The 24,653-nt window shown below is 43.6% G+C and carries 23 protein-coding genes, 1 pseudogene and 1 riboswitch; of the genes and pseudogenes, 8 read left to right on the top strand and 16 right to left on the bottom strand.

Features of this window, described 5'->3' with window-relative positions:
- Positions 1-6: 6 nt before the first annotated feature.
- The 4 genes from ABE021_RS07695 to ABE021_RS07680 all read right to left on the bottom strand — a co-directional run bounded on the left by ABE021_RS07695 (position 7) and on the right by ABE021_RS07680 (position 2,325).
- Positions 7-321: a DMT family transporter gene (locus ABE021_RS07695; RefSeq protein ID WP_430287871.1), complete on the bottom strand. Its 315-nt coding sequence runs from the start codon at positions 319-321 to the stop codon at positions 7-9.
- Entirely contained in the window at positions 321-662 is a 342-nt protein-coding gene (locus ABE021_RS07690; protein WP_430287870.1) for a DMT family transporter, read from the bottom strand. Before ABE021_RS07690 ends, ABE021_RS07695 begins: the two co-directional genes overlap by 1 nt.
- A 61-nt stretch (positions 663-723) precedes the next feature.
- Positions 724-820: riboswitch (guanidine-I (ykkC/yxkD leader) on the bottom strand.
- Between the two features lie 128 nt (positions 821-948).
- Positions 949-1,671: a GNAT family N-acetyltransferase gene (locus ABE021_RS07685; RefSeq protein ID WP_430287869.1), complete on the bottom strand. Its 723-nt coding sequence runs from the start codon at positions 1,669-1,671 to the stop codon at positions 949-951.
- 36 nt (positions 1,672-1,707) lie between these two features.
- Positions 1,708-2,325 (bottom strand): NUDIX hydrolase, encoded by a 618-nt coding sequence (locus tag ABE021_RS07680; protein ID WP_430287868.1) that lies wholly within the window; start codon positions 2,323-2,325, stop codon positions 1,708-1,710.
- A 281-nt stretch (positions 2,326-2,606) separates the two neighbouring features.
- On the opposite strand from ABE021_RS07680, the gene ABE021_RS07675 reads away from it, so the two are divergent.
- Positions 2,607-3,008: a hypothetical protein gene (locus tag ABE021_RS07675; RefSeq protein ID WP_430287867.1), complete on the top strand. Its 402-nt coding sequence runs from the start codon at positions 2,607-2,609 to the stop codon at positions 3,006-3,008.
- Between the two features lie 30 nt (positions 3,009-3,038).
- Here the strand turns inward: ABE021_RS07675 and ABE021_RS07670 are convergent.
- The 5 genes and pseudogenes from ABE021_RS07670 to ABE021_RS07650 form a co-directional block, all read right to left on the bottom strand.
- A pseudogene (locus ABE021_RS07670) lies at positions 3,039-3,694 on the bottom strand (AAA family ATPase).
- Positions 3,695-3,780: 86 nt separating this feature from the next.
- The gene (locus ABE021_RS07665) at positions 3,781-4,287 is read right to left on the bottom strand and encodes a hypothetical protein (RefSeq protein WP_430287866.1); all 507 of its coding nucleotides are present in this window, start codon (positions 4,285-4,287) and stop codon (positions 3,781-3,783) included.
- Between the two features lie 121 nt (positions 4,288-4,408).
- Positions 4,409-6,037: a hypothetical protein gene (locus ABE021_RS07660; RefSeq protein WP_430287865.1), complete on the bottom strand. Its 1,629-nt coding sequence runs from the start codon at positions 6,035-6,037 to the stop codon at positions 4,409-4,411.
- Positions 6,030-6,824 (bottom strand): ABC transporter ATP-binding protein, encoded by a 795-nt coding sequence (locus tag ABE021_RS07655; protein ID WP_430287864.1) that lies wholly within the window; start codon positions 6,822-6,824, stop codon positions 6,030-6,032. Before ABE021_RS07655 ends, ABE021_RS07660 begins: the two co-directional genes overlap by 8 nt.
- Positions 6,825-7,325: 501 nt before the next feature.
- The gene (locus ABE021_RS07650) at positions 7,326-7,832 is read right to left on the bottom strand and encodes a methylated-DNA--[protein]-cysteine S-methyltransferase (protein WP_430287863.1); all 507 of its coding nucleotides are present in this window, start codon (positions 7,830-7,832) and stop codon (positions 7,326-7,328) included.
- 134 nt (positions 7,833-7,966) lie between these two features.
- Between ABE021_RS07650 and ABE021_RS07645 the strand changes: the two genes are divergently transcribed.
- Positions 7,967-8,311 (top strand): DUF3889 domain-containing protein, encoded by a 345-nt coding sequence (locus ABE021_RS07645; RefSeq protein WP_430288181.1) that lies wholly within the window; start codon positions 7,967-7,969, stop codon positions 8,309-8,311.
- A 163-nt stretch (positions 8,312-8,474) separates the two neighbouring features.
- On the opposite strand, the gene ABE021_RS07640 is transcribed toward ABE021_RS07645, so the two are convergent.
- Both ABE021_RS07640 and ABE021_RS07635 read right to left on the bottom strand, forming a co-directional pair.
- Positions 8,475-10,025, bottom strand: coding sequence for a malate:quinone oxidoreductase (locus ABE021_RS07640; RefSeq protein ID WP_430287861.1), 1,551 nt, complete (start codon positions 10,023-10,025; stop codon positions 8,475-8,477).
- A gap of 266 nt (positions 10,026-10,291) precedes the next feature.
- Positions 10,292-12,031 carry a dipeptide ABC transporter ATP-binding protein gene (locus tag ABE021_RS07635; RefSeq protein ID WP_430287860.1) on the bottom strand — a complete coding sequence of 580 codons (1,740 nt, stop codon included), beginning with the start codon at positions 12,029-12,031 and terminating at the stop codon, positions 10,292-10,294.
- Between the two features lie 190 nt (positions 12,032-12,221).
- Here ABE021_RS07635 and ABE021_RS07630 point away from each other — a divergent pair, with 190 nt between their 5' ends.
- Genes ABE021_RS07630 through ABE021_RS07620 form a run of 3 tightly spaced genes read left to right on the top strand, consistent with a single transcriptional unit; the run spans position 12,222 to position 16,924 of the window.
- Positions 12,222-13,574, top strand: a complete 1,353-nt coding sequence (locus tag ABE021_RS07630) for an ABC transporter permease (protein ID WP_430288180.1) — start codon at positions 12,222-12,224, stop codon at positions 13,572-13,574.
- A 14-nt stretch (positions 13,575-13,588) separates the two neighbouring features.
- Positions 13,589-15,085 (top strand): ABC transporter permease, encoded by a 1,497-nt coding sequence (locus ABE021_RS07625; protein WP_430287859.1) that lies wholly within the window; start codon positions 13,589-13,591, stop codon positions 15,083-15,085.
- A gap of 30 nt (positions 15,086-15,115) precedes the next feature.
- Positions 15,116-16,924 carry an ABC transporter substrate-binding protein gene (locus ABE021_RS07620; RefSeq protein ID WP_430287858.1) on the top strand — a complete coding sequence of 603 codons (1,809 nt, stop codon included), beginning with the start codon at positions 15,116-15,118 and terminating at the stop codon, positions 16,922-16,924.
- Between the two features lie 93 nt (positions 16,925-17,017).
- On the opposite strand, the gene ABE021_RS07615 is transcribed toward ABE021_RS07620, so the two are convergent.
- Positions 17,018-18,211, bottom strand: coding sequence for a DUF4317 domain-containing protein (locus ABE021_RS07615; RefSeq protein ID WP_430287857.1), 1,194 nt, complete (start codon positions 18,209-18,211; stop codon positions 17,018-17,020).
- 263 nt (positions 18,212-18,474) lie between these two features.
- Here ABE021_RS07615 and ABE021_RS07610 point away from each other — a divergent pair, with 263 nt between their 5' ends.
- Complete coding sequence (locus ABE021_RS07610; RefSeq protein WP_430287856.1) at positions 18,475-18,897, top strand: organic hydroperoxide resistance protein; 423 nt, start codon at positions 18,475-18,477, stop codon at positions 18,895-18,897.
- 205 nt (positions 18,898-19,102) lie between these two features.
- Positions 19,103-19,594: a hypothetical protein gene (locus ABE021_RS07605; protein ID WP_430287854.1), complete on the top strand. Its 492-nt coding sequence runs from the start codon at positions 19,103-19,105 to the stop codon at positions 19,592-19,594.
- 67 nt (positions 19,595-19,661) lie between these two features.
- Here ABE021_RS07605 and ABE021_RS07600 read toward each other — a convergent pair whose 3' ends face one another.
- From ABE021_RS07600 to ABE021_RS07585, 4 genes are all read right to left on the bottom strand, one after another.
- Positions 19,662-20,411: an alpha/beta family hydrolase gene (locus ABE021_RS07600; protein ID WP_430287853.1), complete on the bottom strand. Its 750-nt coding sequence runs from the start codon at positions 20,409-20,411 to the stop codon at positions 19,662-19,664.
- 30 nt (positions 20,412-20,441) lie between these two features.
- Positions 20,442-21,059, bottom strand: coding sequence for an NUDIX hydrolase (locus tag ABE021_RS07595; RefSeq protein ID WP_430287852.1), 618 nt, complete (start codon positions 21,057-21,059; stop codon positions 20,442-20,444).
- Positions 21,060-21,206: 147 nt separating this feature from the next.
- Positions 21,207-21,983 carry a TatD family hydrolase gene (locus ABE021_RS07590; RefSeq protein ID WP_430287851.1) on the bottom strand — a complete coding sequence of 259 codons (777 nt, stop codon included), beginning with the start codon at positions 21,981-21,983 and terminating at the stop codon, positions 21,207-21,209.
- Positions 21,984-22,100: 117 nt separating this feature from the next.
- The gene (locus ABE021_RS07585; protein WP_430287850.1) at positions 22,101-23,177 is read right to left on the bottom strand and encodes a helix-turn-helix transcriptional regulator; all 1,077 of its coding nucleotides are present in this window, start codon (positions 23,175-23,177) and stop codon (positions 22,101-22,103) included.
- A 286-nt stretch (positions 23,178-23,463) separates the two neighbouring features.
- Here ABE021_RS07585 and ABE021_RS07580 point away from each other — a divergent pair, with 286 nt between their 5' ends.
- Positions 23,464-24,648, top strand: coding sequence for a YhgE/Pip domain-containing protein (locus tag ABE021_RS07580; protein ID WP_430287848.1), 1,185 nt, complete (start codon positions 23,464-23,466; stop codon positions 24,646-24,648).
- Positions 24,649-24,653: the final 5 nt, after the last annotated feature.

Genomic DNA, 24,653 nt, shown 5'->3' with positions numbered 1-24,653 from the left:
ACTCTATCAAGACACAAGCTTTAACCCTACTGCCGCCCCTAGTACCATCCCGATGAACAGCAAGCGTTTCCACTCTTTCGACTCTCCATATACGAGCATTCCTAGTAAGGCACCGCCGGATGCTCCAATCCCTGTCCAAACCGCGTAAGCAGTACCCATGGGCAACGTTTCCATGGCATTTGCTAAGAATAGAAAACTCGCGCCAAATCCCGCAACCAGCAGTACGACTGCCTGCCAATTCCGATCCTTGTGTAACTTACTGATCATTAACACACCAAACATTTCAAACAAACCTGCCACCACTAATGAAACCCATGCCATTACGAGTCCACTCCTTCAGTTTCAGTGTCCGGAGTTACAACTTTTAAACCGATCACTCCTGCTAACAACACTACAATCAAGATCACCTTTACCATTTTAAATGGCTCTCCAAAAAATACGATATCTGAAAAGACGGTCCCCGCTGTACCAAGACCTACAAAAACGGCATAAACCGTTCCGACGGGTAGTTTTCTTCCTGCCATAATCATCATATAAAAGCTGATGGCGATGGCTAAAACCGTCCCACTCCACTCTAAAAAACCGTCCGCATGCTTTAACCCAACTACCCAAAACACTTCAAATACCGCTGCAATGACGACCTTCATCCAATTTGCATTCAAGTTACGGGCACCTCCCTATTTTTTAACAGAAAAAAAAGCCCGAGAGATACTGAAAACAGTGATCTCCCAGGCTTTTATCCTTCCGTGACACAGCAAAGCTGTGAGTTTTCTCTCGGTCCAGACTAACAGTTCGTTACGGAACCCTAGAAAACATGAGTATGCAATTAAGTCTCATTATACCTACTCAAAAAGCTTTTTCAAGTAGTGCACTCTTGTTTATTCATGTAAATAAGGTACTGCACATGCCTATCCTACTTCGTTGGGTTTCTTCTTACTCTTCCACTTTTCAAACAGTACGTGGTCGATCGATCCGATAAACGCCTTTACGGTCTCTCAACACACAGCCATTGTTCTCAAAAATCCGGATCATCCCAGCATTTGAAGCGTCGGTACTTCCTACATAATACGTTGCACCAAATCCTTTCAATGCCTCCAGGGAATGTTGATGGCACACTGTCCCTACTCCCTTGCCTCGCCATTTTGGTAACATACCAAAGTAAAATAGCCTGCCTTCCTCCAGCGTATCTGGTTCAATATGAGGGATGCCGATGCCTACCGATTCGCCTTCTCTTTGGAAAATCATGCAATGAGATCTCCAATCGGGACCCAGTTCCAATTCGAAAGACTCCATGATTTGTTCAATTGTAAATAGGTTATTTTTATTGGCGGAGCCACTGCGACATTGCTCATATAAGTGCGCAAACGTTTCATCGGTCATTTCGGAGTCTGCTAAAATCATTGTAGAAATATCAGATATTTGCATATGAATTGTATGTAAATCCACGGTATATTCCACAATTACAGATACCTTATGGAAACCTTTTTTTAGCAGCCACACCTCAAACGTCTCATCCATCAATAAGGATAGGTAGTCCACTTCCTTGTGATCCCATTCTCTCAATAGTTCTTGGAAAGTTTCTTCATAGTCACGTTCACTTACCACAGGTTGTTTCACCTGGTCTACCAGCCAATACTCTTTTTCTTTCTTGATAGTGCTGAACAGTTTCATCTCTGACCCTCCTTTCTGTTAAACACGTTCTCTTTTCTAGTCAATCCATGTTTTTTTATGAGGATTACGATTGAATTCGAAAAGGATGTGGATCTGTTCTGTAGTATTGCGTTTCACAGAAAGCTCCGGGAGATTGTTTTCAGTGAAAAATCCGATTTCCGCTGTCTCGATTCCGGTGATCGGTTGTCCTCCACTAATTTCGCATTGGATGAAGAGTTTATAATAGTGAAACGCTTGGGGTATCGATGCGTACTTATTCATATCCATCAGTGCCAGTAATTTTCCCGGTTCAACGACGTACCCTGACTCTTCTCGTATTTCTTTCACCACATTTTCTGCAGCAGACAATCCTACTTCACAAAAACCGCCTGGCAACGCCCATTTCTTGTCGTGTATTTCTTTCACGAGTAAGATTTGATCGTCTTGAAACACAACACCTCTAACATCTATCTTAGGAGTCGGATATCCCTTTTCCTCCAGAAAAAGATCTTGAATTTGTTGCATGTCCGTTTTTGTATGAGACGCCATAATTTCTGCGCTAATTACTTGTAATTCCTCATAGCGCTCCCGATCGAATGCATCATTCGAAAAAGCCAGTCCGGCCTGGGAGATCGATTGAATTCGTTGTGCCCATTCCAACCATTTGTAGCTCATCTCATTCCCTCCATTTTAACGCTTATCTAGTTATCAATAATAGATTACTCAGATACTTCTTACCAGTAATCGGATGTAAAGCTGGGTAGCTCACTTCGCTTCAATTCCTGGAAACCTAGCTCAAAACGCAGTCAAAATTACTGTTGCGATTCCAGACTATGTTCTACTTAAGAAAGTTGCAGTGATTAAATGAATTTTAAAAAAGCCAAACTCCAATTGGAATAATGGGAACTTAATGACCTAAATAACGTATTAGTAGAAACAATTTGTGGAGGAAGGTTTTGTATTTGAAGAAAGTATCCCGATGGGGCTTCACGTATGTTGTGCTAGTTTTCTTAATCGCACTGAGCATTCATAACGCTATGTATCATCCTATGGATTATGAAGTAGTAGAGATTTCTGACCTGCCATCGGGAGTACAGCAGGGTATGAAAGAGTCTAACCGTCAACAAGCGTTCAGTACATTTGAACACGGGGACCATACCTACGTCGTCTATCACTTGAATGAGTCCAACTCCTACAGCTCGCTAGATCTCAAAGCGCATAAACGGTTCAGTCAACCGATTATTACAGCTACGATCACTCATGCCGTAGATGATCCGCTTGTTGAAAGTGAAAAAGCCATCAAAATGATAACAATCCATGAAAAGGAATTTAAATTTCAAGTAGTAGATGAACGATGATAGGATACAAAAGCGTATCAACTCAAGCGTTTACCCTTCCTCGAATAGGTCTTTTAGATATTTTTGTCGATGATCTAAGAAGTATTTCGTTACTTGATAGTGATGGGTCTGCTCATAGTCAATTGCGTGGATTTCTTCTTCATCGAAACTGAGTATGGATGCTTCCGGATAACCAAGCAGAATTGGAGAATGCGTTGCTATGATGAATTGACAGTTTTTCTCTTCCATCAGCTTATGGATAATCCTCAAAAATGTTAATTGGCGCTGTGGCGATAATGCCGCTTCTGGTTCATCCAACAAATAGAGTGCTCGCCGTTAAAGCGATTGAGGAATAAGGAAATGAATGATTCGCCGAGAAATTGATGATGCAAGGATATCCCGCCATAGGCATTAATTATAAGTACCTATTTGGTACACGAGAGATGCAAATTGATAAAATGATTCAGCTCGTAAGAAAAATCCATTTGTCACTTTAGGCATCTGTGATAATTTTAAATACTCCGAGAGATCTCTCCTCGCTGCTTCCACTTCATACTGATTGTTACACCCCCCCCGCCAGCGAGATTAAACCCACATACACCCGCTATCCCTTCCATTAACGTTGACTTTCCTGAACCATTTTCTCCAACAAAATACGTAACAGGATTTGTTAACTCTAGTTCTATCAATGACTGAATGACCGGTATGGTGAACGGATACTCTTTTTTCTTTTTTCATTTTGAAACATAATGTTTTGTAGAAAAATGCTTATACATCCGTCCTTATGGTCCCACTAAATAGGTGGAATGAAGAACATGATAATAAGCAGAATAAGCACGGTGCAGTTGGCAGAATAGACGATTAAGTCCTCCGGCGTCCTTACCTTACCGTAGCGCTGAACTACCGATAGAACAAATAAATACATTAAAGCTAAAAAGTATAGCAGGACCACGTCAATTTGCCATTGCTGATCTTGAGTGATCGATGCAAATACAGTGATTCCCAGAACGACAAATCCAATAAATGAAAGCACAAAGAGGACTCCTAAGAGAACAGGTAGTATTCTCCAAATCTTATGTGTGAAAAATTGCCCGTTCTTGCGCGCTTGCCAATATACAACTGCTGCAATACTCCACACTGTACCGATGATGCTAACAAATGTAATTGCAATAATAGGGTCTATCCAACTTGGTAGACTTTCAAGCGACTCATGAATTGAACTTATGTAATAATGCTTACCGACCAATCCTAAGATTACTGCACACGCCGTTGCTAACTGATAGCCTGTCCACTTTAACAAATCATTCACTCCTTTTCCATATTACGAAAGGAAGTAAAAAAAGTTTCGATACTTATTAGATCTTTCTTGAAGTGAAAATGGACCTACCCAGCATTATCTACCAAGTAGGCCCATTTGTTATTCATACATAATGACGCTTAATCGGAAGCAGCGTCTTCCAGCCGACCAGACATCCCAATACAATCACGACTAAGTAAATCGGAGTCCCATATGGAATTTTATTCATCAGAATATGAATCCCTACAAAGACTCCAATGAGCAGCATGAGGATAATCTGTTTTGCTGTACCCGATTGAACAGACTCACCCATTGGTAGCGAAAATGGCAATGTACCTTTTGCACCTATCGCATAGCAAATGGCTGCATATAGGACAGCTGAAAACAAGACGACAATAAGATCGGGGACAATTCGCCAGCCGAACAACACCGTAAATACTACCGCCTGCATGATAAAGACTGGCAAAAACAACTGGGCTAGACTTGCTTTTAAAGCTGCTCTGTCAACACGTGAAACGCTCGTTATGGGAGCGACGGTAAAGATCCATGCCCCTTTGAATTTACCTGAATAACTTAACATGATAGCAAGTGGCCCAATGACGATAAAACCAAAGTAAATCATGAAATACGTACTGGAGGTTATCATGTCTTGCCTTGTTCCATCGGATAGAAAGATATATAAAAAGAGGAAAGGTGCAACGAATCCGACCCCTAACGATGGATACACTTTCAGTTTAAAATCACGTTCTCGTTTCATCAACTGCCATGAAAACCGGAAACTTGCTCGTTCTTCGCTGTTTCTGCAGAGCACCCACCCCCAGAACCTCATCAATACTGCCTGTTGTTGTTTGCCGCCTCTTGTTTCAGTCATTAGTTTCTGAAGGTCACGTTCAAACAACGGCATTTTACGGATGTACATCCAAATCGCGAATACGGGAATGATAACAGCAGTTATCGAGAGCATAACGAGCGGTTGACTCCCATTGCCCCCTAGCAACCATTCGAAAGGTGCTGCAAACCATAGCGGCGGTATCAGGATATGCCACCAGCTGAACTCATACGAAATGGTTAAACCGACGAAGTCAAACGAGCGGATCAGAACTTGATATCCAACAAAAACCCCTACTGATAATAGGATCTGTACGTAATTGATCATATCTTTTAGTCGTTCACCGTCGAAAACACGCAGCATCACCATATAGGTGATCGCTGTAAGTGCGATGATGAACAGCATCAGAAAAATCATCATCACTAGAAACAATAAAAAGAACAGTATCCCTTTGGACACAAGTATTACGATTGAAGGAATGCCGAGTAAAGAGAGTGCAATCAATGTTATGTAAATACTGATATGGACTAGCTTCGCAGCATTTAGCGTCCGATCATCCACGGGTGCAGCAGCCAGCAGAATCCGATCTCTCACGTCCAGGAGCACACTGGAAAAGTCAGCAATGAGCGACGTCATGATCATGAACATCGCAATTCCGAAACCAATCCCCATCTGCAGCATGACGCTGTCGCCAATGAACAGGAAGGGAATAATCACTAGACCGTATAGCACATACAATCCAAGGGATTTAAGAAATTGGTTGCCTTCTTTCAGTTTCGTTTGAGAAAATACAACAGGGATGCGCCGTTCATCCATTGTCAGCTTCAGCCCCACAATTGTTCGCATGGAAGGATAGTGGATTCCAAACGTTTGAAAGAGACCTTTAAATAAGTCCATCACACGCAGTGATCGGAAGTTACCCATCCATTTCACCGCCTATAACGAGCTCTACAAAGCGCTTCGCCGTTTGCTGATGTTCATTAAAACCGGTCAACTGATTAAATAACATTTCAAGAGATCCTGCTTCACCCTGACCTCTTAATTCTTCAAATGACCCGTCGGCTGCAATTTTCCCATCGTACAGAAGCACAATGCGATTACTGATTTTCTCTACGACATCCATTATATGTGAGGAGTAAAAAATCGTTTTCCCGCTTGCCGCAAGCATTGCTAAAATATCTTTGACCACCATTACGCTATTAGCATCAAGTCCGCTTAATGGTTCATCTAAAAATAATATGTCCGGATCATGCAGTAAGCTCGAGATGATGAGCACTTTTTGCTTCATACCCTTGGAGAAGGAAGAAATCCGAGTGTGCAAAACGTCCCCGAGTCCCAGCTCAGTCATCAGCTGCCGTGCTTTTTCCTCGACCGTTGTGCGCTTCATACCATACAGCTCACCAATGAACGTCAAATATTCCATAGGTGTCAGCGTATCGTAGATCTCCGCATTCTCGGGCACGTAGCCTATTCTGCGTTTAACGTTCTGGTCTTCGTTACGTAAATCGTTTCCAAAAATCTCAACAGTCCCTTTGTAATCTCGAAGGAGTCCAAGTAAGATTTTCAGTGTTGTACTTTTTCCAGCTCCATTCGGTCCGATGTATCCGATGATCTGTCCTCGATACACGTCAAGGGAGATTCCATCTAGCACTCGTTTCCCCGGAAATTCCATCGTGAGGTCTCGCAGTGAAATAATTGGTTCTGTTGGCATACGGTAGTTCCCCCTAGCTCTCTCTGTTTGCTTAAGCGTAACAAGTTGCCAGGGAAATTCCAATAACTTTTCGTATAATAAAGAAATTAGAGATAATTTTAAGAGGAGTTATGGAGAGAGTGTGGGTGGGTTGACTTGTTAAATGAGCGGGTTGACTGGCTTAACGAGCGGGTTCCCTCGTCGAAACGAGCGGGTTCCCTCGCTAAACGGGCGGGTTCCCTCGCGAAACGGGCGGGTTCCTCGTCGAAACGGGCGGGTTCCCTCGCTAAACGGGCGGGTTCCCCCGCGAAACGGGCGGGTTCCCTCGCGAAACGGGCGGGTTCCCTCGCGAAACGGGCGGGTTCCCTCGCGAAACGGGCGGGTCGTCTTGCGTTAGAGTTTTCACCTGATCACACGCCTCGTTTTTTAAAGGTAGTGTGCCCTGGTGCCAAAACGCTATTCGAGGAGCATTCACATTATGATTTTCAGTCGACCAGGCGCATTCCCTGCACTTCAAAATCTTTACTTATTTTTTTGTTCATGCGCTAGCAGCCATTCTTTCCTCCACAAGCCACCTGCGTATCCTGTCAACGTTCCATTCGAGCCGATAATCCGGTGACACGGAATGATGATGCTCAGCTTGTTTTTCCCATTAGCCGTACCGACTGCTCGCACTGCCTTTTCGTTGCCAACCGAACGTGCAATATCTCGATAAGACGCAGTTTGTGCATAAGGAATATCCGTTAGTGCTTGCCAAACAGTTCGTCTGAATTCGGTTCCAGCGTTTTCATAAGGAATTGTAAACTCCTTACGAGTCCCATTAAAGTACTCATCCAGCTCGTTGTAACAGTCTTTCACTACTTGAAAGGTTGAATCCGTCAACCCTGTCTCGACAACCTCAGTATCTGTAAATAAAATCGAAACAATCGCTTCTTCTGTTCCCACAATTTCAATCACACCGATTGGCGATTGATACTCCGCTTTTGACATGTTTGTGTTCAGGTCTGCTTGGTAAATTGAGGGTTGCATATTGACTAAATCCTCCCCGTACTTCATTTTCTATAGTGTAACGAAAAAGTAAACATGCTGCTACTTCATTCACGTCATTTCTGTATAATACAAACGAAAAAACGCATCCTACCCAAAAGGAGTGATACGTTTTGATGATTAAAATTGCGATTGCGATCGGACTTTTCATCGTCTCTAATTCACCTCAAGCACCGATTTCTGAAGTGGTGCAAGAAGGTGCCCCTGCGTATGCGGAATGGTCAAGACTAGCTATTACTCAAACGCAATCGAAGTATCCGAAAGCCAGTATTGTTGACTACTTGTATATGGGAAGCGCCGCAAATAATGGCTCCACTGTTGCCACATTCCGCCTCTGGCTGCGTGAAGGGAACCGGGAATACGGCGTTGTCGTTCGCGTAACGTATGTCACGGAAACTGAAAAACTGGAGAGTGTGTCGTTCCACGAAATTGTACCGCCTGGCAGAAGTGAAGAGCAATGATTCTCACTTCTTGTTTAACCTGCCGCGATGCTTACTCCATTTGATGATTCGTAATAATTCAAAAGAAGAAGCCCTCTTACTTTTTAATCGATTACATAAATAATATACCACCAACATATAAAACCCCCTTACCGAATGTCAGTAAGGGGGTAAGTTAGAGGTATTAGTTCTCTTCCGGTAAGATTTCCGGTTCTTCCACACCAGTTACAGGAGCATCGATGACCACTTGCTCCGCGTCCAGCTTCAATGACTTCGCAGTTGCCACTTTCACATCACGAAGCATATCCGGATTTTCCACCAATGCTGTACCGTACGAAGGCACCATTTCTTTGAACTTCGCTTCCCATTCATTTTTACGATCTGGGAAACATGTATTGAGTAGATTGATCATGACATGGACTGCTGTTGACGCTCCTGGGGAAGCTCCGAGCAATGCAGCAATTGAACCATCTGCAGAGTTGACCAGTTCCGTTCCGAATTGGAGGGTCCCTTTTCCGCCTGCTTCAGTTTCTTTGATAACTTGTACCCGCTGACCTGCAACAACCACATCCCACTCATCGACCTTCGCATTCGGGATGAACGCGCGTAATTCCTCAACTTGCTGTTCTTTCGAGAGCATGAGCTGCTGAATGAGATACTTTGTCAATGACATCTCTTTCACACCAGCAGATAGCATGTTGAAGACGTTGTTCGGCTTTACTGACGACAGTAAGTCCATCATCGAACCTGTTTTCAGGAACTTCGGTGAGAAGCCAGCAAACGGTCCGAACAGCAAGGACTTCTGGTTGTCAATATAACGAGTATCCAAGTGAGGGACAGACATCGGGGGTGCTCCGACCGATGCTTTTCCATATACTTTTGCATAATGCTTTTCCGCAACTTCCGGATTGTTACATACTAGGAACAGACCGCTGACAGGGAAGCCGCCTATTCCTTTCCCTTCAGGAATGCCTGACTTTTGCAGCAAGTGAAGGCTGCCGCCGCCTCCGCCGATGAAAACGAACTTCGCCGTGTGGCGCTCGACTTCCCCGCTCACTAAGTTACGAACTTTCAGCTCCCAGCGTCCGTCACTTTTCTGCTTCAGATCCTCGACGCTACGTCGGTATTGGATATCTACGTTTTCACGTTGTAGATGGTCGAATAGCATATGGGTAAGCGCACCGAAATTGACATCCGTTCCTGCGTCGATTTTAGAAATCGCGATCGGTTCAGTTGATGTCCGGCCTTCCATCATTACAGGGACCCATTCTTTTAATACTTCACGATCTTCTGTGTACTCCATATCTTGAAACAGTGGATTTTGTTTCATCGTTTCATAGCGCTTCTTTAAAAACGTCACGTTGTCCTTACCTTGCACATAACTCATGTGTGGGAGTGGACGGATAAAATCTTCAGGACGTTGAATTCTTCCGTTCTCTACTAAAAATGACCAGAACTGCTTAGATACTTGAAACTGTTCGTTGATTTTAATCGCTTTGCTAATATCAATGGAACCGTCTGCCTTTTCCGTTGTATAGTTCAGTTCGCATAATGCTGCGTGACCTGTACCGGCATTATTCCATTCATTCGAACTCTCTTCCCCTGCACGGTTCAGCTTTTCAAACACGGTAATATTCCACTCTGGGGCAACTTCCTTCAGCATCGCTCCGAGCGTAGCACTCATAATGCCGGCGCCAATCAAAATAACGTCTGTATTCGTATCTCTGTTGCTCATTTGACCCATCCTTACACACTGAATTTGCAAAAAAAATGGAGGGGAACGTTCCCACAGCACCTTTTTTGTATTACTGACCTTTGTCTGCATCTATACGTTTTGATTAATTAATAAATAATCGTGCTTTACCTTCCCAATTATAGACTAATTCAAGGAGATACAAAAGGGAGATGTTTGAGGGTATAGACAATTCATGAACTTATAAAGATCATCGTACAGTAACGCATGAATTGAATCGTTTTTACAAGGAAATCTTACCCCTAAGATTACTCGAGTGCCTTTGCTACCCAATGCCCTTCAGACACTTCTACAAGTTGTTGGTTTTGCACATCAAACTTTCCTTCACTAGTGTCTTCAATAGTTAGGTTACGGTTTTTGTTCCTCTGCACTTTAGGGTCAGGAATCGGAATTGCGGATAGCAGCGACTTGGTATAGGGATGTAATGGGTTATTGTATAGTTCTTCGCTTTCTGCCAACTCGACAATCTTGCCCGCGTACATGACCGCCACCCGGTCACTGATATGCTTTACCATCGACAAGTCATGAGCGATGAATAAATATGTGAGACCTAGCTTGTGCTGCAAATCCTCCAGAAGTTTCACAATCTGTGTCTGAATCGATACGTCAAGTGCGGAGAGCGGTTCATCACACACTATGAAATCCGGCTCAACTGCCAATGCACGTGCAATTCCAATTCGTTGACGCTGACCGCCTGAGAATTCATGCGGATAGCGCATCGCATGCTCCGGCTCTAGTCCTACCATTACTAGGAGGTCTTCCACTCTTTGCTTCCGCTCCTTTTTATTCTTACTCATCCGATGGATATCCAGTGCTTGCCCGATAATGTCGAGTACTTTAAACCGCGGGTTCAAAGAGGAATAAGGGTCTTGAAATATCATCTGCATATGACTTCGCATCGCTTTCATCTCTTTTGCGGAGAAACGGTTAATGGCCATCCCTTCGTAGAGAATCTCTCCTGCGGTCGGCTCATTCAATCGAAGGATGGCGCGGCCTGTAGTCGACTTCCCCGAGCCCGATTCCCCTACGAGCCCAAGCGTTTCGCCAGGTCGAATGTGAAAACTGATATCATCCACCGCCTTGGTCACTTCCCCTTTTCCACTGTCGAAATGTTGTTTCAAGGATTTCACTTGAACAAGCGGGATAGTTCTGTCGATTCCTTCCCGAAGTTGAGATACCCGTTTTTCTTTCTTCCTTTCATCCAAACGAGGCAGTGCATGTAATAACCTTTTAGTATAAGGATGTTTGGGACTTTCAAAAATGTCGGACGTTGTTCCAGTTTCAACGATTTCCCCGTCTTTCATGACTGCTACGCGATCACACATTTCCGCTACGACCCCTAAATCATGTGTAATGAGAATAATCGACGTGCCGAACCGCTGTTGAATGTCTTTCATCAGCTCTAAAATCTGCGCTTGGATCGTTACATCCAGAGCAGTGGTCGGCTCATCTGCAATGAGTAATGCGGGCTTACACGCGAGGGCGATCGCAATCATCACACGTTGACGCATCCCTCCCGAAAACTCATGCGGGTATTGGTCGTAACGCGCTTCACTGTCTTGAATGCCGACCAATTTCAAGAGTTCCACTGCTTCTTTTCTCGCTTCTCTTTTGGAGACGTTCATATGTTTAACTATACTTTCGGAAATTTGATTTCCGATTCTTTTAGTCGGGTTTAAAGAAGTCATAGGGTCTTGAAATATCATGCCAATCCCATGGCCGCGAATGCTTTCCATTTCTTTTTCTGTCTTCAGGCTCAAGTCGTCCCCAAGGAATTCAATGATGCCTTCCTTTACATATGATGGAGGAGAGGGTAACAAACGCATGATTGAACGCGCCGTTACACTTTTCCCACTCCCTGATTCCCCTACGATACCGAGTGTCTCCCCTCGATTGACTTCGAAACTTACGCCACGCACCGCGTTGAAATCTTCCTGCCTCCCGGTAAACGACACGTGTAAGTCCCTTATTTTTAAAACCGGTTCCATAGCATCAAGCTCCCTTTGTCATAATTTTCGAGTTAAAAAGATAGAATTGACAAACATTATCTAGTATTTTATAGTCTAGTATACCGATCGGAATTAAACAATATAAAAGGTGGTGTAACGGTTGGCACTCACTCTCGCTTCACTTTTCGAAAGGTCTTTCAGTAAGGCTCAGGGCAAAACATTGGTTAACATGCTCCTCGTGCTAGCAGGTTTTCCTCTCCATCTTGTCACTTATTTTATTTATGTAAGAAAGCGAAAAGACCACAACTCCATTAAAATGATGGAAGTTGTCCGCGCGGAACTGTTGGAGGCGAAATGCAAAGAAACATGGATTAATGAATTTACAGATCAGCTCGATCGGAAGCGGAAGTTCTTCAAGACACACTTGAAGTCTGAAGAAATACATAGGGAGGCGGAGAGGTTAGCTGAAGAAAAACTGAGAGCGGAAACTTTGCGCCTCAGTGAAGTACGGCTCGCAAGAAATGGAATGCATAAACAAACGTACTCCTTTTACTTTCAGTCCTTGCTTACACGCCCGACATTTTTGTTGGTTTCTTTCGTACCTGGCATTTTCATGTATGGATTATTGCTACTTTTCAGCAGTCCGTTCATAACGTACGTCGCAGAACGTCTTGTCCAAAGCTTGTTTGTGATTACAGGCGTTGCAGTGCTGGTATTTACGATCCTGTACATTTCTCCTTTCGATCCGGCATCCAATATTTTAGGAGAATCCGCAACGAAGGAACAAATTACGGCATTCAATCGACTGCATGGTCTCGATTTGTCTTACTGGCAGCAATTGTGGAATGCATTAAAGGGGATTGCAACTTTCGATCTCGGTTCCTCTTTCGCAGGGAATGAGGAGGTTGCAACGAGTATCGCTAACAAATTTCCAGTGACACTGACCATTGCCTTGTTATCCGTTATCATGGCCATCGTCATAGCCATTCCAGTGGGGATCCTATCTGCAACCCGACCGAATTCGTTTTTAGATTACTCCTTTATGTTCATTGCGTTGCTCGGTCTTTCTATCCCAAATTTTTGGCAAGGTCTCATCTTCATTTTAGGATTCTCCATCAATCTGAATTGGCTTCCTCCCACATATAGTCCCGGCAATGCGCTTTCTCTGATCATGCCTGTTGTCGTTCTTGGAACTGCTCTTACTGCATCCATCGCAAGAATGATGCGCTCATCGCTTCTAGAAATCATCCATGAAGACTATATCACCACGGCTCGGGCCAAAGGCTTAACCAAGAGTCAGATGCTCTGGAAGCATGCTGTTGGAAACGCCATGATTCCTGTCATCACCGTTATCGGGCTGTTGTTCGGGGGCATGCTTGGAGGTGCTGCTGTAACGGAAAAAGTATTCAATATTAGAGGGATTGGCAGTTATATCGTCGACAAACAGTTCATCCCCGATATTCCAGCGATTATGGGCGGTGTCGTCTACATTGCGATTACAATTTCGTTGATCAATTTACTGATTGATATTTTGTACGCATTTCTAGATCCAAGGATCCGTTCAAAGATCAACCAATCATAAGGCAGGTGTAAATCATGAAAGAAACTCTGCGGAAACGTCATGCCCTATCCATTTCAACCGAGTATACCCAAGCAAATTTCACGTGGATTCTTTCGCTGGTTTTTTCAGGGATCTTCTTATGGAACTGCTTCTCATTTAAAACCGGTGATCTGCACCCCGTTGTATTCATCTTTTTCTGCATCTATGCTCTGACGACTCTATTTCAGCTTTTCATCACTTGGAGGATGAAAAAAAATCTGCTCGAAACAGGTGAAATCCAGCAAGCTACAAGACGTCTAGGCTATGTGCAATTGGTCAGTTTACTATCGGGTAATATCTTTGCAGCTGCTTTCGCATTCAATTTAATCAATCAAAGAAAGACTGTGGAGTATACGTTTGCAGTGTATATGTTGTTGACGCAACTTGCAGTTATGGTCATAAGTTCAGTGAATCTATTTAAACCGTACGTCAGCGATACTTTTTTACTTGCGATGGGAAGTTTGCTCATCATTACTCTGTTTCATATACTGGTTCTCATCCTGACGATTTACTTTGTTAAGGAATACGAAGCGCCGAAATGGATGACGATCGTTGCACTATTTTTAATAGCGACAGCGGTGACAGGGAACTTGTTTGCACTTCTTTTAGGCTGGAGCATACTTATGAAGTCCAGGGGATTCGACTCATCACGATTGTTGAAGTGGAATGTGATGTGGGAGAAAATCACGCGGAATTCGACCGCTGTTCTGGGAATGTTCTTCATTCTCCTTATGCTTACGATCTCCGTCACGAGCCGATTCACATTCGATTATACGCTTGCAGTGGAAAATAATTACGGCGCAATTTTACAGACTCCGAGTCTTGAATATCCGTTCGGAACCGATAACTTTGGCCGAGATGTATTCTCAAGAATTGTATTCGGTGCCAGGATATCACTACTCGTCGGATTTGCCGCAACAATTTTACCCGGAGTTATTGGCGGTTTTCTGGGGGCTATTGCTGGATACTATAGCAACCGCATAGATAACTGGATCATGAGGTTACTGGACATATTGTATTCAATTCCCGGGATCTTACTTGCGATTGCCATTATTGCCGCATTCGGAGCCAATACAGTCAACCTGATTATCGCCCTCAGCGTGGGAGCCATTCCGACTTATGCACGAACGATGCGGGCAAATGTCCTGATGGTGTCCAACTACGATTTCGTAGATTCCGCTAAAGCGTTAGGCGCATCAGACTTCTCTATATTATTTAAACAAGTTGTTCCGAATTCTTTAGCACCCATGATTGTAAAATCCACGTTAACAATCGGTGGGGCAGTGATCGCAACGAGCAGTTTGAGCTATTTAGGCCTCGGTGTCGAGCCCCATATTCCGGAATGGGGAAACATCTTGAAAGTTGGAAGTACGTATCTGGAGTCGAATTCGTACCTTGCAATTTTTCCGGGACTTGCAATCATCCTGCTCGTTCTCTCATTCAATTTCTTGGGAGATGGGTTGCGGGATGCGCTAGACCCGAAGCTTGACTGATAACTAACAAAAACTTGGAGGGATTCACCCATGAAAAAGAAACTGTTAACGCTGGCCTTACTGTTCGTTCTTGTGCTTTCAGGCTGTGTCAAAACTAAATCAGAGGTTGAGAGTGAAGGTAAAGACAACGATAAGGGTGGCTTGAAGGAGAAAGTGCAAATTGAAGTTCTCGGAATGGGGTCAGGCGAAGAAGACTTGAATATTGTGCGTGACCAACTCATCAAAAATGGCTTTGATGTCAAACTGAACATCCAACCGGATTACGGGACATTCTCCGCACAAAAAGATGCGGGAAACTTCGATTTGGCGCTGTCGAGTTGGACGACAGTCACTGGGAATCCTGACTACGCCGTACGTGCACTATTCAAATCCGATGGTGCAAATAGCATGGTTAAGGACACTAAAGTGGATGAATTGATCGATCAAGCGAGCACAGAGACCGCCGACGAATACACGAAAACATACAAGCAGCTGGAACAGCAGCTCGTTACGGAAAAAGCATTCATCGCACCCCTTTACAACTCTTTTAAAGCACAAGGAGTAAACAAAGAAATATTGAATCCCGATACAGTGCGACTTGCAAAATCCCGGGCCATTCCATGGGAAACCATTGACTTCAAAAAGACTGAACAGCGTGCGACCGAGCCGCTCGTGACGCAACAAGCAATAGGCGATTTGACTTCACTGGATCCTATTAAAGGGAATGACGGTTCTATTAATACACTCAACACAAATATGTACGTCCGTCTTGTCAACTTGACGGATGAAGACGAAGTCGTATCAGACGGTTCCCTTTCTTATAACTATGCAATGGCTGAAGGGAGTTCCGATTACTACTTCCTTCTTCGCGACGACATTCACTTCGCGGCTGTTTCAAATGAGAAAGCAGTCGACACTGGTGAACGCGTCGGAGCAGAAGATGTTGTGTTCTCTTTGGATCGTGCAAAAGACAAGGATTCTGTACCGGATCATCGGACATATAGTTTGCATGAACATATTAAAAGTGCTGAAATCGTAACTGACTTGGCGGAATTGGAAAAAACAACTCTGTCAGGTAGTGGGGAAACGGTTCAAGACGCTCTTGAAAATGATCTGGATACGAAGCTGTCTGCACTTGTTGAAAACAAAACAGAAGCTGACAATTCAAAAGGAAGCTACCAAGTAGTTAAAGTAACCACAACAGAACCATTCCCTCAAGTGTTGAACTATTTAGCTCACCAATCTGCAGGAATCGTTTCAGAGAAACAAGTGAAGAGCATAAACACGTATGACGTTGCATCCTTTAACATAGACACGGATATTCCATATGGAGATCAGCGCACTGTAACAGAGGGTGCCAATTACAATAATCAGTTGTATGCAAGCGGACCTTACATTCTTGTGAAGAAAAACGATTACCAAGCAGATTTCGTTAAGAATCCCGGCTATCGCACAGGCAGTGATGTTGAACCTAAGATCTCAAACGTAACGGTGCGCTTCATCGATGATGCAGATAGTGCCCTGTCTGCCTTACGCAACGGTGAAATCCACATCTTTAATGGAGTTCCGGAAACGAAGTACGACCTTGTAGAAAAGGCGGAAAATTTGCAGCTTCAAAAGAGCGACAGCAACGCTGTGACTTACTTGCAATTCAACACAGCCGGCCGAGAAGTATCACAGAGTGAAAACCTGCGGAAGGCGATCCTGTTTTCCATCAATCAAGACGAGTTCTTGAACTATTACCAAGGGAACAAGAAAAAGGCCTATTCGACAGTCAGCCCACTCGTAGACACAGGAAACGAGCTCATAGCTGATTCTGATAAAGTAAAAGAATTTTTGGAAGCTTATCACAAAGAATAAAAGAAATCCGCACACCAACCTGATTCTTCAAGGTTGGCGTGCGGGTTTTTACTTTTGCTTTAAGTAATCCGGAATACTCAAGAATTCACACACTTAAGACTCAAACAACTCTTCTTCCATCAACGTAAACCCTTCGATCATCGTATCTTCTTCCACCTCGATCAAGAGACAGCGTTTGCCGTTATAATTGACTTGTTTCACATATTTTAAATCTTGTGGACTGATTGATATATTCGCGACTTTCGTGCTGATTTTTATAGATTTAGATGTGTAACTCGGGACGACATGGCTCGCTTTCAACTCGAAGTATTCATCTTCAACTACAGATTGGAATGCTTGTTGTACTTTTTCGGTATCGACGTCTTCCGCCCCACTCAATTTCAATACACGTTCCATTTCTTTCGTATCCAATGTCGGAATGTAGTCCTCATCTTCCCCTTCATTTTCAACGGTTGTCATTCGGTTGAGCTCATCATAGACGTTAGCCAGCATTTTGGTATTGACTTCAGCCCCTACGACATGCTTGACGATTTCTTCAAAGACCGCTTTGTCATCTTCAGCAGTCATGATTTCTTCACCATCCAACACTTTTTCAATAAATTGATAATCCGGTTTGTTCGCCTTACCCGCAGCATACAAAATGTGATTCACATCTGCTGCATTGTCCGTGAAACAAGGGAACAAAAACCCACCGACAGGCGAAGCCAGTTTGACGACAGGGTCCGTCATTTCGCTGGACTTGAACTCCCGCTCGATAAAGTCAAACACGAGTGAACTCTTCGGCAGTTCGGTATGGTTCATGCTGCAAAGAATGAACGGTGTTGTATACGCTTCATCACCTTCAGCCATTTCCAACTCTTCCAAGTTCTTTTTCGTCGGCTTATAATACTTCCCGCGAATGAACGTAATGACCAAGTCTTTTTCATATGGCGTATCCTTGACCATTTTCTGGGCGATCAACTGCATGTTCTCTTTCCAGTCATCCGCTTCTTTTGTATGGAGTCCAGCATATAAAAGTTGTTGAGTATTATCCGTCTGCCCTTCTTTTACTTCCGCAAATCGAACCTCGAATAGCTTCATGGCCAATTTTCCGCCTAACACCTTTTTGAAGTTCGCTAAAAACAACTCTTGTTGCTCCCGCTCCATTAATCCGAATGCTTGGCTCTCCTCGTGATAGATTTCATCACTTTCCTGACGAACGTACACATTATAGATGTCCGTAATCATAAGTAAATCCGTATCCACTTTAAATTGCTTGCGAATTTCAGCAATGTCTTTTTTATTCATATAAAGTCCCTGCTTCCTATCTATAAGATCGATTGTTCCGGGTCTGCCTTAGCTCATATCCAACTTAGAGGTTTCCAAGTTCACGGCTCGCTTTTGACACTCTTACATTATAGCAATAGTTGGATCCATGAAAGTAATCTTGAGCGCTCCTGTTCCTTTGTATGAAACTTCTGCAGTGTCAAACTGCTTCCTGTGCTTAAAAAACTGCACACAGGGTAAACATGGACCATAGCACAAAATAGAAGACGAGGAGAAGTGATACCATGTCAGAAACACTATTCACATCAACAGCAACAGCTAAAGGCGGACGTGAAGGACACGTGGAATCATCCGATAGCGTCGTCAGCTTCGACACGGCAATGCCAGGAACACCAAGAGCTAAAAAGCTGGAACACTCCACCAATCCCGAGCAATTATTTGCTGCAGGCTACGCAGCATGCTTTGACGGGGCACTTCAATTGGTTGCTGGTAAAGAGAAGGTCAAATTCGAATCTGAGGTCACTGCAAATGTCAGCCTTCAGAAAGACGAAACAGACCAAGGCTTCAAATTAGCCGTGAAGCTGCAAGTGAAAGGGACAGGCATTGAAAAAGACCAGTTGCAAGAGTTGGTCGAAAAAGCTCACAAGGTCTGCCCATACTCGAAAGCAACGCGAGACAACATTGAAGTTACATTGGAAACCCTTTAAACCGAAAAACGTTTTAACAACTAAAACCCCAACGTGAACAGGCGTTGGGGTTTTGGCATTCTTCATAATAGGTGGTCTAACAAATAAATGATAGCGGATACTCTATAAGGGCATGGAAAAGATTCTATTAATCTGTCACCGTAGGGCCGAAACAACATAGGCTAGATAGACAGGAGAGACTGCTTAACAAACAGGAGGAATCAGAATGATGAACTATCAAGCCTTTACAGGCATCGTGACTGCCATCAATGACTTTTCAGCTGGCCAGTATAATGAAATGGGCTGTTATAAGCTGCTGTCCGTTGATAATGGCTATGGAAACGCAGTGAATTTTGTAGTGGCGCCTGCTACTTACTTTGTGGATCAGGCAGTGGTATCCATCGGGGACCAGGTGACCGGATTTTACGACGGGAATGCTCCGGCCCCGCTCATCTTCCCACCGCAATTCAATGCGCTGATCATGTACAAAAACACGCCTGGGCAATTTGTGAAAGTGGATCATTTTGATGACCAATTAGTGAGCAGTGATCATACGTTACAGTTGAATATGAATCCCGCTACTAAAGTCATCCTGAAAAACGGGCAGCCTTACACGGGTAGCCTGTCCAATAGGGACCTGCTAGTCGTATATGGCGCAACAACTCGAAGTATTCCTGCGCAGACGACACCTTACCAAATCGTCGTGTTATGTCCGTGATTGCACCCTGCATGTGGATGAAGTTTCCGCATGCAGGTTTTTCACGTCAGCGTCCGTATAATTCTCTTCACTCATCCAGTTTCCCCAAAAGTCCGACTACGTATTTGACGGTTTCCTGAATCTGCTGTTCCCCTGAAAGTGAAGATTCTCCATCTCCCTTTTGATGGCCATACTCTCCAAATCCACTGTGGTTTCCACCTTTTATAACGATGAATTCAGCATCGCTCGGCATCATCTGCTTTGCGTCTTTCACTTTTTCCAAATCAGCAACTTTGTCATTGCTTCCCCACAGTGACAACACCTTCAACGCGGAATCACTTAAATCCGTTTTACTCTGCGGATAGGACGCAAGTAAGACAAGTCCTTCTATTTCCTTATGATCCAACGCATAATCCGCGGCCATTACACCACCTAATGAGTGGCCGCCAATGATCCACCTCTTGATCTCTGGATGATCACTAATGATCTTATCGGCACGATCAGGAGAAAGAATCGCTAAGTTGAACGGGAGATCTGCCACGAGGACAGGATATCCCTTTGCTGCAATTTCCTTTGCCATCTTTGCATAAGCAGGAGCCTCTACCTTGGCGCCCGGATAGAAAATGAAACCGATATCGCGTGCTTCGGCAACCGGTTCAAAGAGGAGATCTCCTTCTCGTTTAACGGTTACCTGATCATCGGATTGTAAGCTTTTCATTTCAAGGGGAATTGCCTCATAAGAAGTGCTGACAAAGAGGAAAAATCCAGCCGCCGCAATCAGCAGAAGCGCTGCCATTCCGATAAGGATCTTAACCGTCCAAGACTTCTTCTCTCTCATTTCCAACCTCCCTTTAACAGACATCCACCCTTATTTAATCAGATCGATAAAGTGTTTCAATATGCGAGCTGTCAATCCCCAAACAATATACTCTTCATACTCATAGAACCACTCTTCCTGTGTACGCGTTCCCCATTGGTACTGCTGGCCATTGTAGATCTTATCGAACGGGAAGTCCGGCAACGGCGCGGGTTGAACAGGAACTCTGTGCAAAACAGGTTCGTGTTCAAGTAACCACTGCAATGGAATCGCAAAGACTTCCTCGACTTCGTCTTTATTAAAAGAGTGGATAATTTCACGATAGTCGCATACCGCCACAAAGGGATAGACGACAAACGATGGAGACGCAATATATGGACTCAGCTTTCCAATGACCTTGACTGTGTCCGGATCAATCCCTAATTCTTCATGCGTTTCCCGCAGTGCAGCGTCCATCGGCGAAGCGTCTGCCAAGTCAATCCGACCTCCTGGAAAACTGCTGTCTCCCGGCTGTTTACGCATTGTCAGGGAACGTTTCTCAAAAACCACGTGCCACTCACCTGATTCTTGAACAAGCGGCACCAATACCGCAGCGCGAAATGCAGTATCCTCCCCAATGAACATGGACTTATTGTCATCCAGCTGTTTCTTCAGATCCTCCAAAAACATACAGTTTCTACACCTCCATGCTTTCTCATAACGCTATCGTATCATTGGCAGGTGAATAATTAAAGAAGCGCATTAGGACACGTTTTGAGCCGTTCATAGAATGTATACACTATATGCATGCAGTCTGGCATCACCACATCCTCTTCCTTACAACCGATAAAAATTCCGGGTTGTCTCATAGATTTGGTGATAGGTTTTTTCTAAGCTTATTCCCTTAATATGCGCAATGGTGTATAGACTCTGGTGCATCATGGAGGGATGCGTCATTTTCTTTGCAAATTGGCCTTTAAATGGCCAAGGTCCGTCCGTTTCCACCATTAACTGCGAGAGTGGAGTCTGTTTGACTATATGCTGAATCTCTTGTTCATACGTGACATCCGGTGTAACCGATAGAACGTATCCATTCCGAAGCATACGCTCTAGAACTGCGTCATCCCCTTTAAACCAATGGAAATGCGCTTTTGTAATGTCGTAGCTTTCCAGCAGGTCACATACGAGCTCCGCGTCTTGGTAAACGGCATGCAGGACAATGGGTAAATCACACGCTACAGCCTTTTGCATAAAACGCTCCAGCAGAACCACATATGGCCCCACATCCATCTCCGGTTCATCCTGACGCAAATAATACGGAAGGCCGACTTCTCCTACTGCAACAAGAACGTCCCGATTGGCATCAATCAGTTGCATTATTCCTTCAATTTCCCTTTCACTTGGCAGTAACTGTTCTGGATGATATCCAATAGCTGGCTTTATCCGACTGTCCATTTGGGCAAATTCCAATTGCCTAAGTGAAGAGGCTAAATTGGTTGAGACAGCAATCAGTGATTCAGCAGACGTTTGTTCTAACCCATTTAGAATTTGAAGACGTTCAGTATCCGCATACATATCTAAGTGAATGTGGGCGTCGATTATTTTCCGGTACATTCGTTATCACCTGCTTGTATAGTTTGGTTTTGCAAGCGCTGACGGTTTAAGTATTCCGCTCCCAAGCTGTCCTCTACATGATAACTGCTGCTTCTATACAAGGACATTCCTGTACATCTACCTCACTTTATTGATCAGCTCCATATATTGTGTATCTCCATACCCGATCATCGGAAAAATCTCAAATAATCGCTTAAGCAATTCCGATTGAGACAGCTGTCTATTTCTTGCGATGTATTTAGTGACCGGATTGTTGTCTGTCTGCATTTCTAGATATAACCCGATTGCCTGGTACATCAGGGGCATCACTTGATGACTTGGCTTTTTATGGTTCACGAGTACATTGTCATAGATTGAATGATAGCTGCCTAAAACTAGTTCCGTTTGAGTTACTTTAAACTCGTCTTCCCTGAAACTATTTAAAAACACCGTACCTTTATACTCCGACTGCTCAAGATACGCCAGAACGGTCAGAAGATTCATCTGACAAAACATATCTTCACCAAACCATAAAACTATATAGTTATAGTTTTTTTGATCAAGTACCGTCAATGGCTGGATCACTTTGCCGATGTAACTTTCAATAGATACATCATGTCCAAAAGCTCGTGTTCGAATGAACGTTGAATCGAAAATTGGAGTTGTCGTTTCATGGACACACATCGCTTCATTGAATGGGGCATAATCGGAATTCCCCATCAGTTTTTTACTTTTGAACTCCTCATACATGACCTGTCCATTTAAGATATTCAGTACATCTTGGTCAAATAATTCACTTTTCTTACTTTGTAAATGTGAAACTTCCGTCTCTCTCGGAGCAGTCATACGATTCCCACCCTCTCCTGAATACGTCATTAGCTTGGTAATGGATTGAACTGGCATTTGACGACGTTGAAGCTCACTTGGACTGATGCCAAAAACTGATTTAAAAGCTCTGCTATACGCTTCTTGCGATGAATAGTTATAGTCGGTAGCAATATCGATGATTTTGCGATTCATTACTAAATCTTCCGTGGACAAATATAATCTTCGCAGCAAAATGTAACGTCTCATACTGATACCGGTGACCTGATGAAACTTAAAAGAACAGTAGTAAGGAGAATACCCCATATGACTTGCTAACCCCTCTAAAGAGAACTCCTCTTTTAACCTGTCCTCTATCCAATCAATCATGTGCTGGATGTACTCATTCAATTTCATCACTCCCGAATACCAGTATACGGTGTCGCTAGTCTAATCATATGATAGTTGTTGCGCTGAGGACCGACAGAGATAGACTTTCCTCATTTTTTCCGTCGGCTTGCACATTCAATTAAAAAATTTCCACATCTCACGTTCTACAAATCCCATTAAATGCTCCCCCGACCTAATCAGTTGACTTCTTAGAAAAAAAGAATAAAATAATGACATACTTTAAACAAAGTACTTTTATGAAAGTCGAATTGTTAACGTGTATTTTGAAAGGGAAAGAGGAAAAAACATGAAATTCACACAGTTTCTAAAAACGAGAGGTTCAATTGCCGCCATCATCATGGGCGTATTCTATGCAATTGCCATGCTGGGAATTTTCTTACCTGGTTACACGGCAATCCCACGAAATATTGATAAATTACCGATTGCCATCGTCAATGATGACGCGGGTGAATATGGAGCAACGATTGCAGAGCAACTGCAAAAGAATTTACCTTTTAAAGAAGTAGAGACAGATATCACGAATAAGAAGGCGTTAAAAGAATTGGAGAAAAATGAGTTAGCCTTAGTCGTACATATTCCCGAATCATTTTCTGCGGCTATGCAAAACGGTGAGACGTCATCCAGTATTGACTTTACAATTAATGAAGCAGGAGCAACAGTCATTTCTTCTTCTATGAAATCCGTTGTTGCGGAAATCAATAACCAGCTCAGTCAGCAATTCTCTCAGCAAACTGCTCAGAGCGTACTAATGAACTTCAATGTGCCAGAAAAGCAGGCTGCTGAATTAGCCGAAAAAATTGAAACTGCTTATGTAGGAAATGTAGTGACAATCAATAAGATTCCTGATGGTATGCATAATAATATGCTTCCTATGTTCCTGACCATGGCGAGTTACATTGGGGCGATGATCGGTTCCATGCAATTAGTGGATGCCTTTAAAGAGAGCCGGGGAAAAGCTAGCAAAACCCGGTTATTCATCTATCTGCAATTGACTGCTCTTTTGATCGCCGTGTTATCCTCGTTGGCTGCGACAGGAATCACCTATTTAGTGAATGAGCCGAGCGGAAGCCTGTTCATGAGTATAGTCGGGCATCAAACCCTTATTTACATGGCTAGTTTCAATTTCACAGCGATTCTGATTTTCTTACTCGGACCCGCTGGTATGATTCTCAATATTCCCCTTATCTTCGTCCAAACGTTAGCCAATGGGGCAGTCATCTCACGTGATATGATGTACGCACCATATGAATGGGCAAGCCATATCACACCTATGTATTACTCCGTACAGGGTTACGTAGCAGATCTTTACGGAAGTATTAGTGCAAGTCCATTCCTTTGGTCACTAACTGCAGTCGGTTTAGGTGCCATGATCATCAATATCATCATCGTTGCGACCGTTCACAAATCCAAGCCGTCCGACAAGTCCGCAGCGAGGACTGAAATAGAAGAAATCACTAAAGTGTTGTCTTAACCATG

This window comes from Sporosarcina gallistercoris, assembly GCF_050459885.1.
Lineage (GTDB): Bacteria > Bacillota > Bacilli > Bacillales_A > Planococcaceae > Sporosarcina > Sporosarcina gallistercoris_A.
This window is presented reverse-complemented; position numbering and strand designations above follow the sequence as displayed.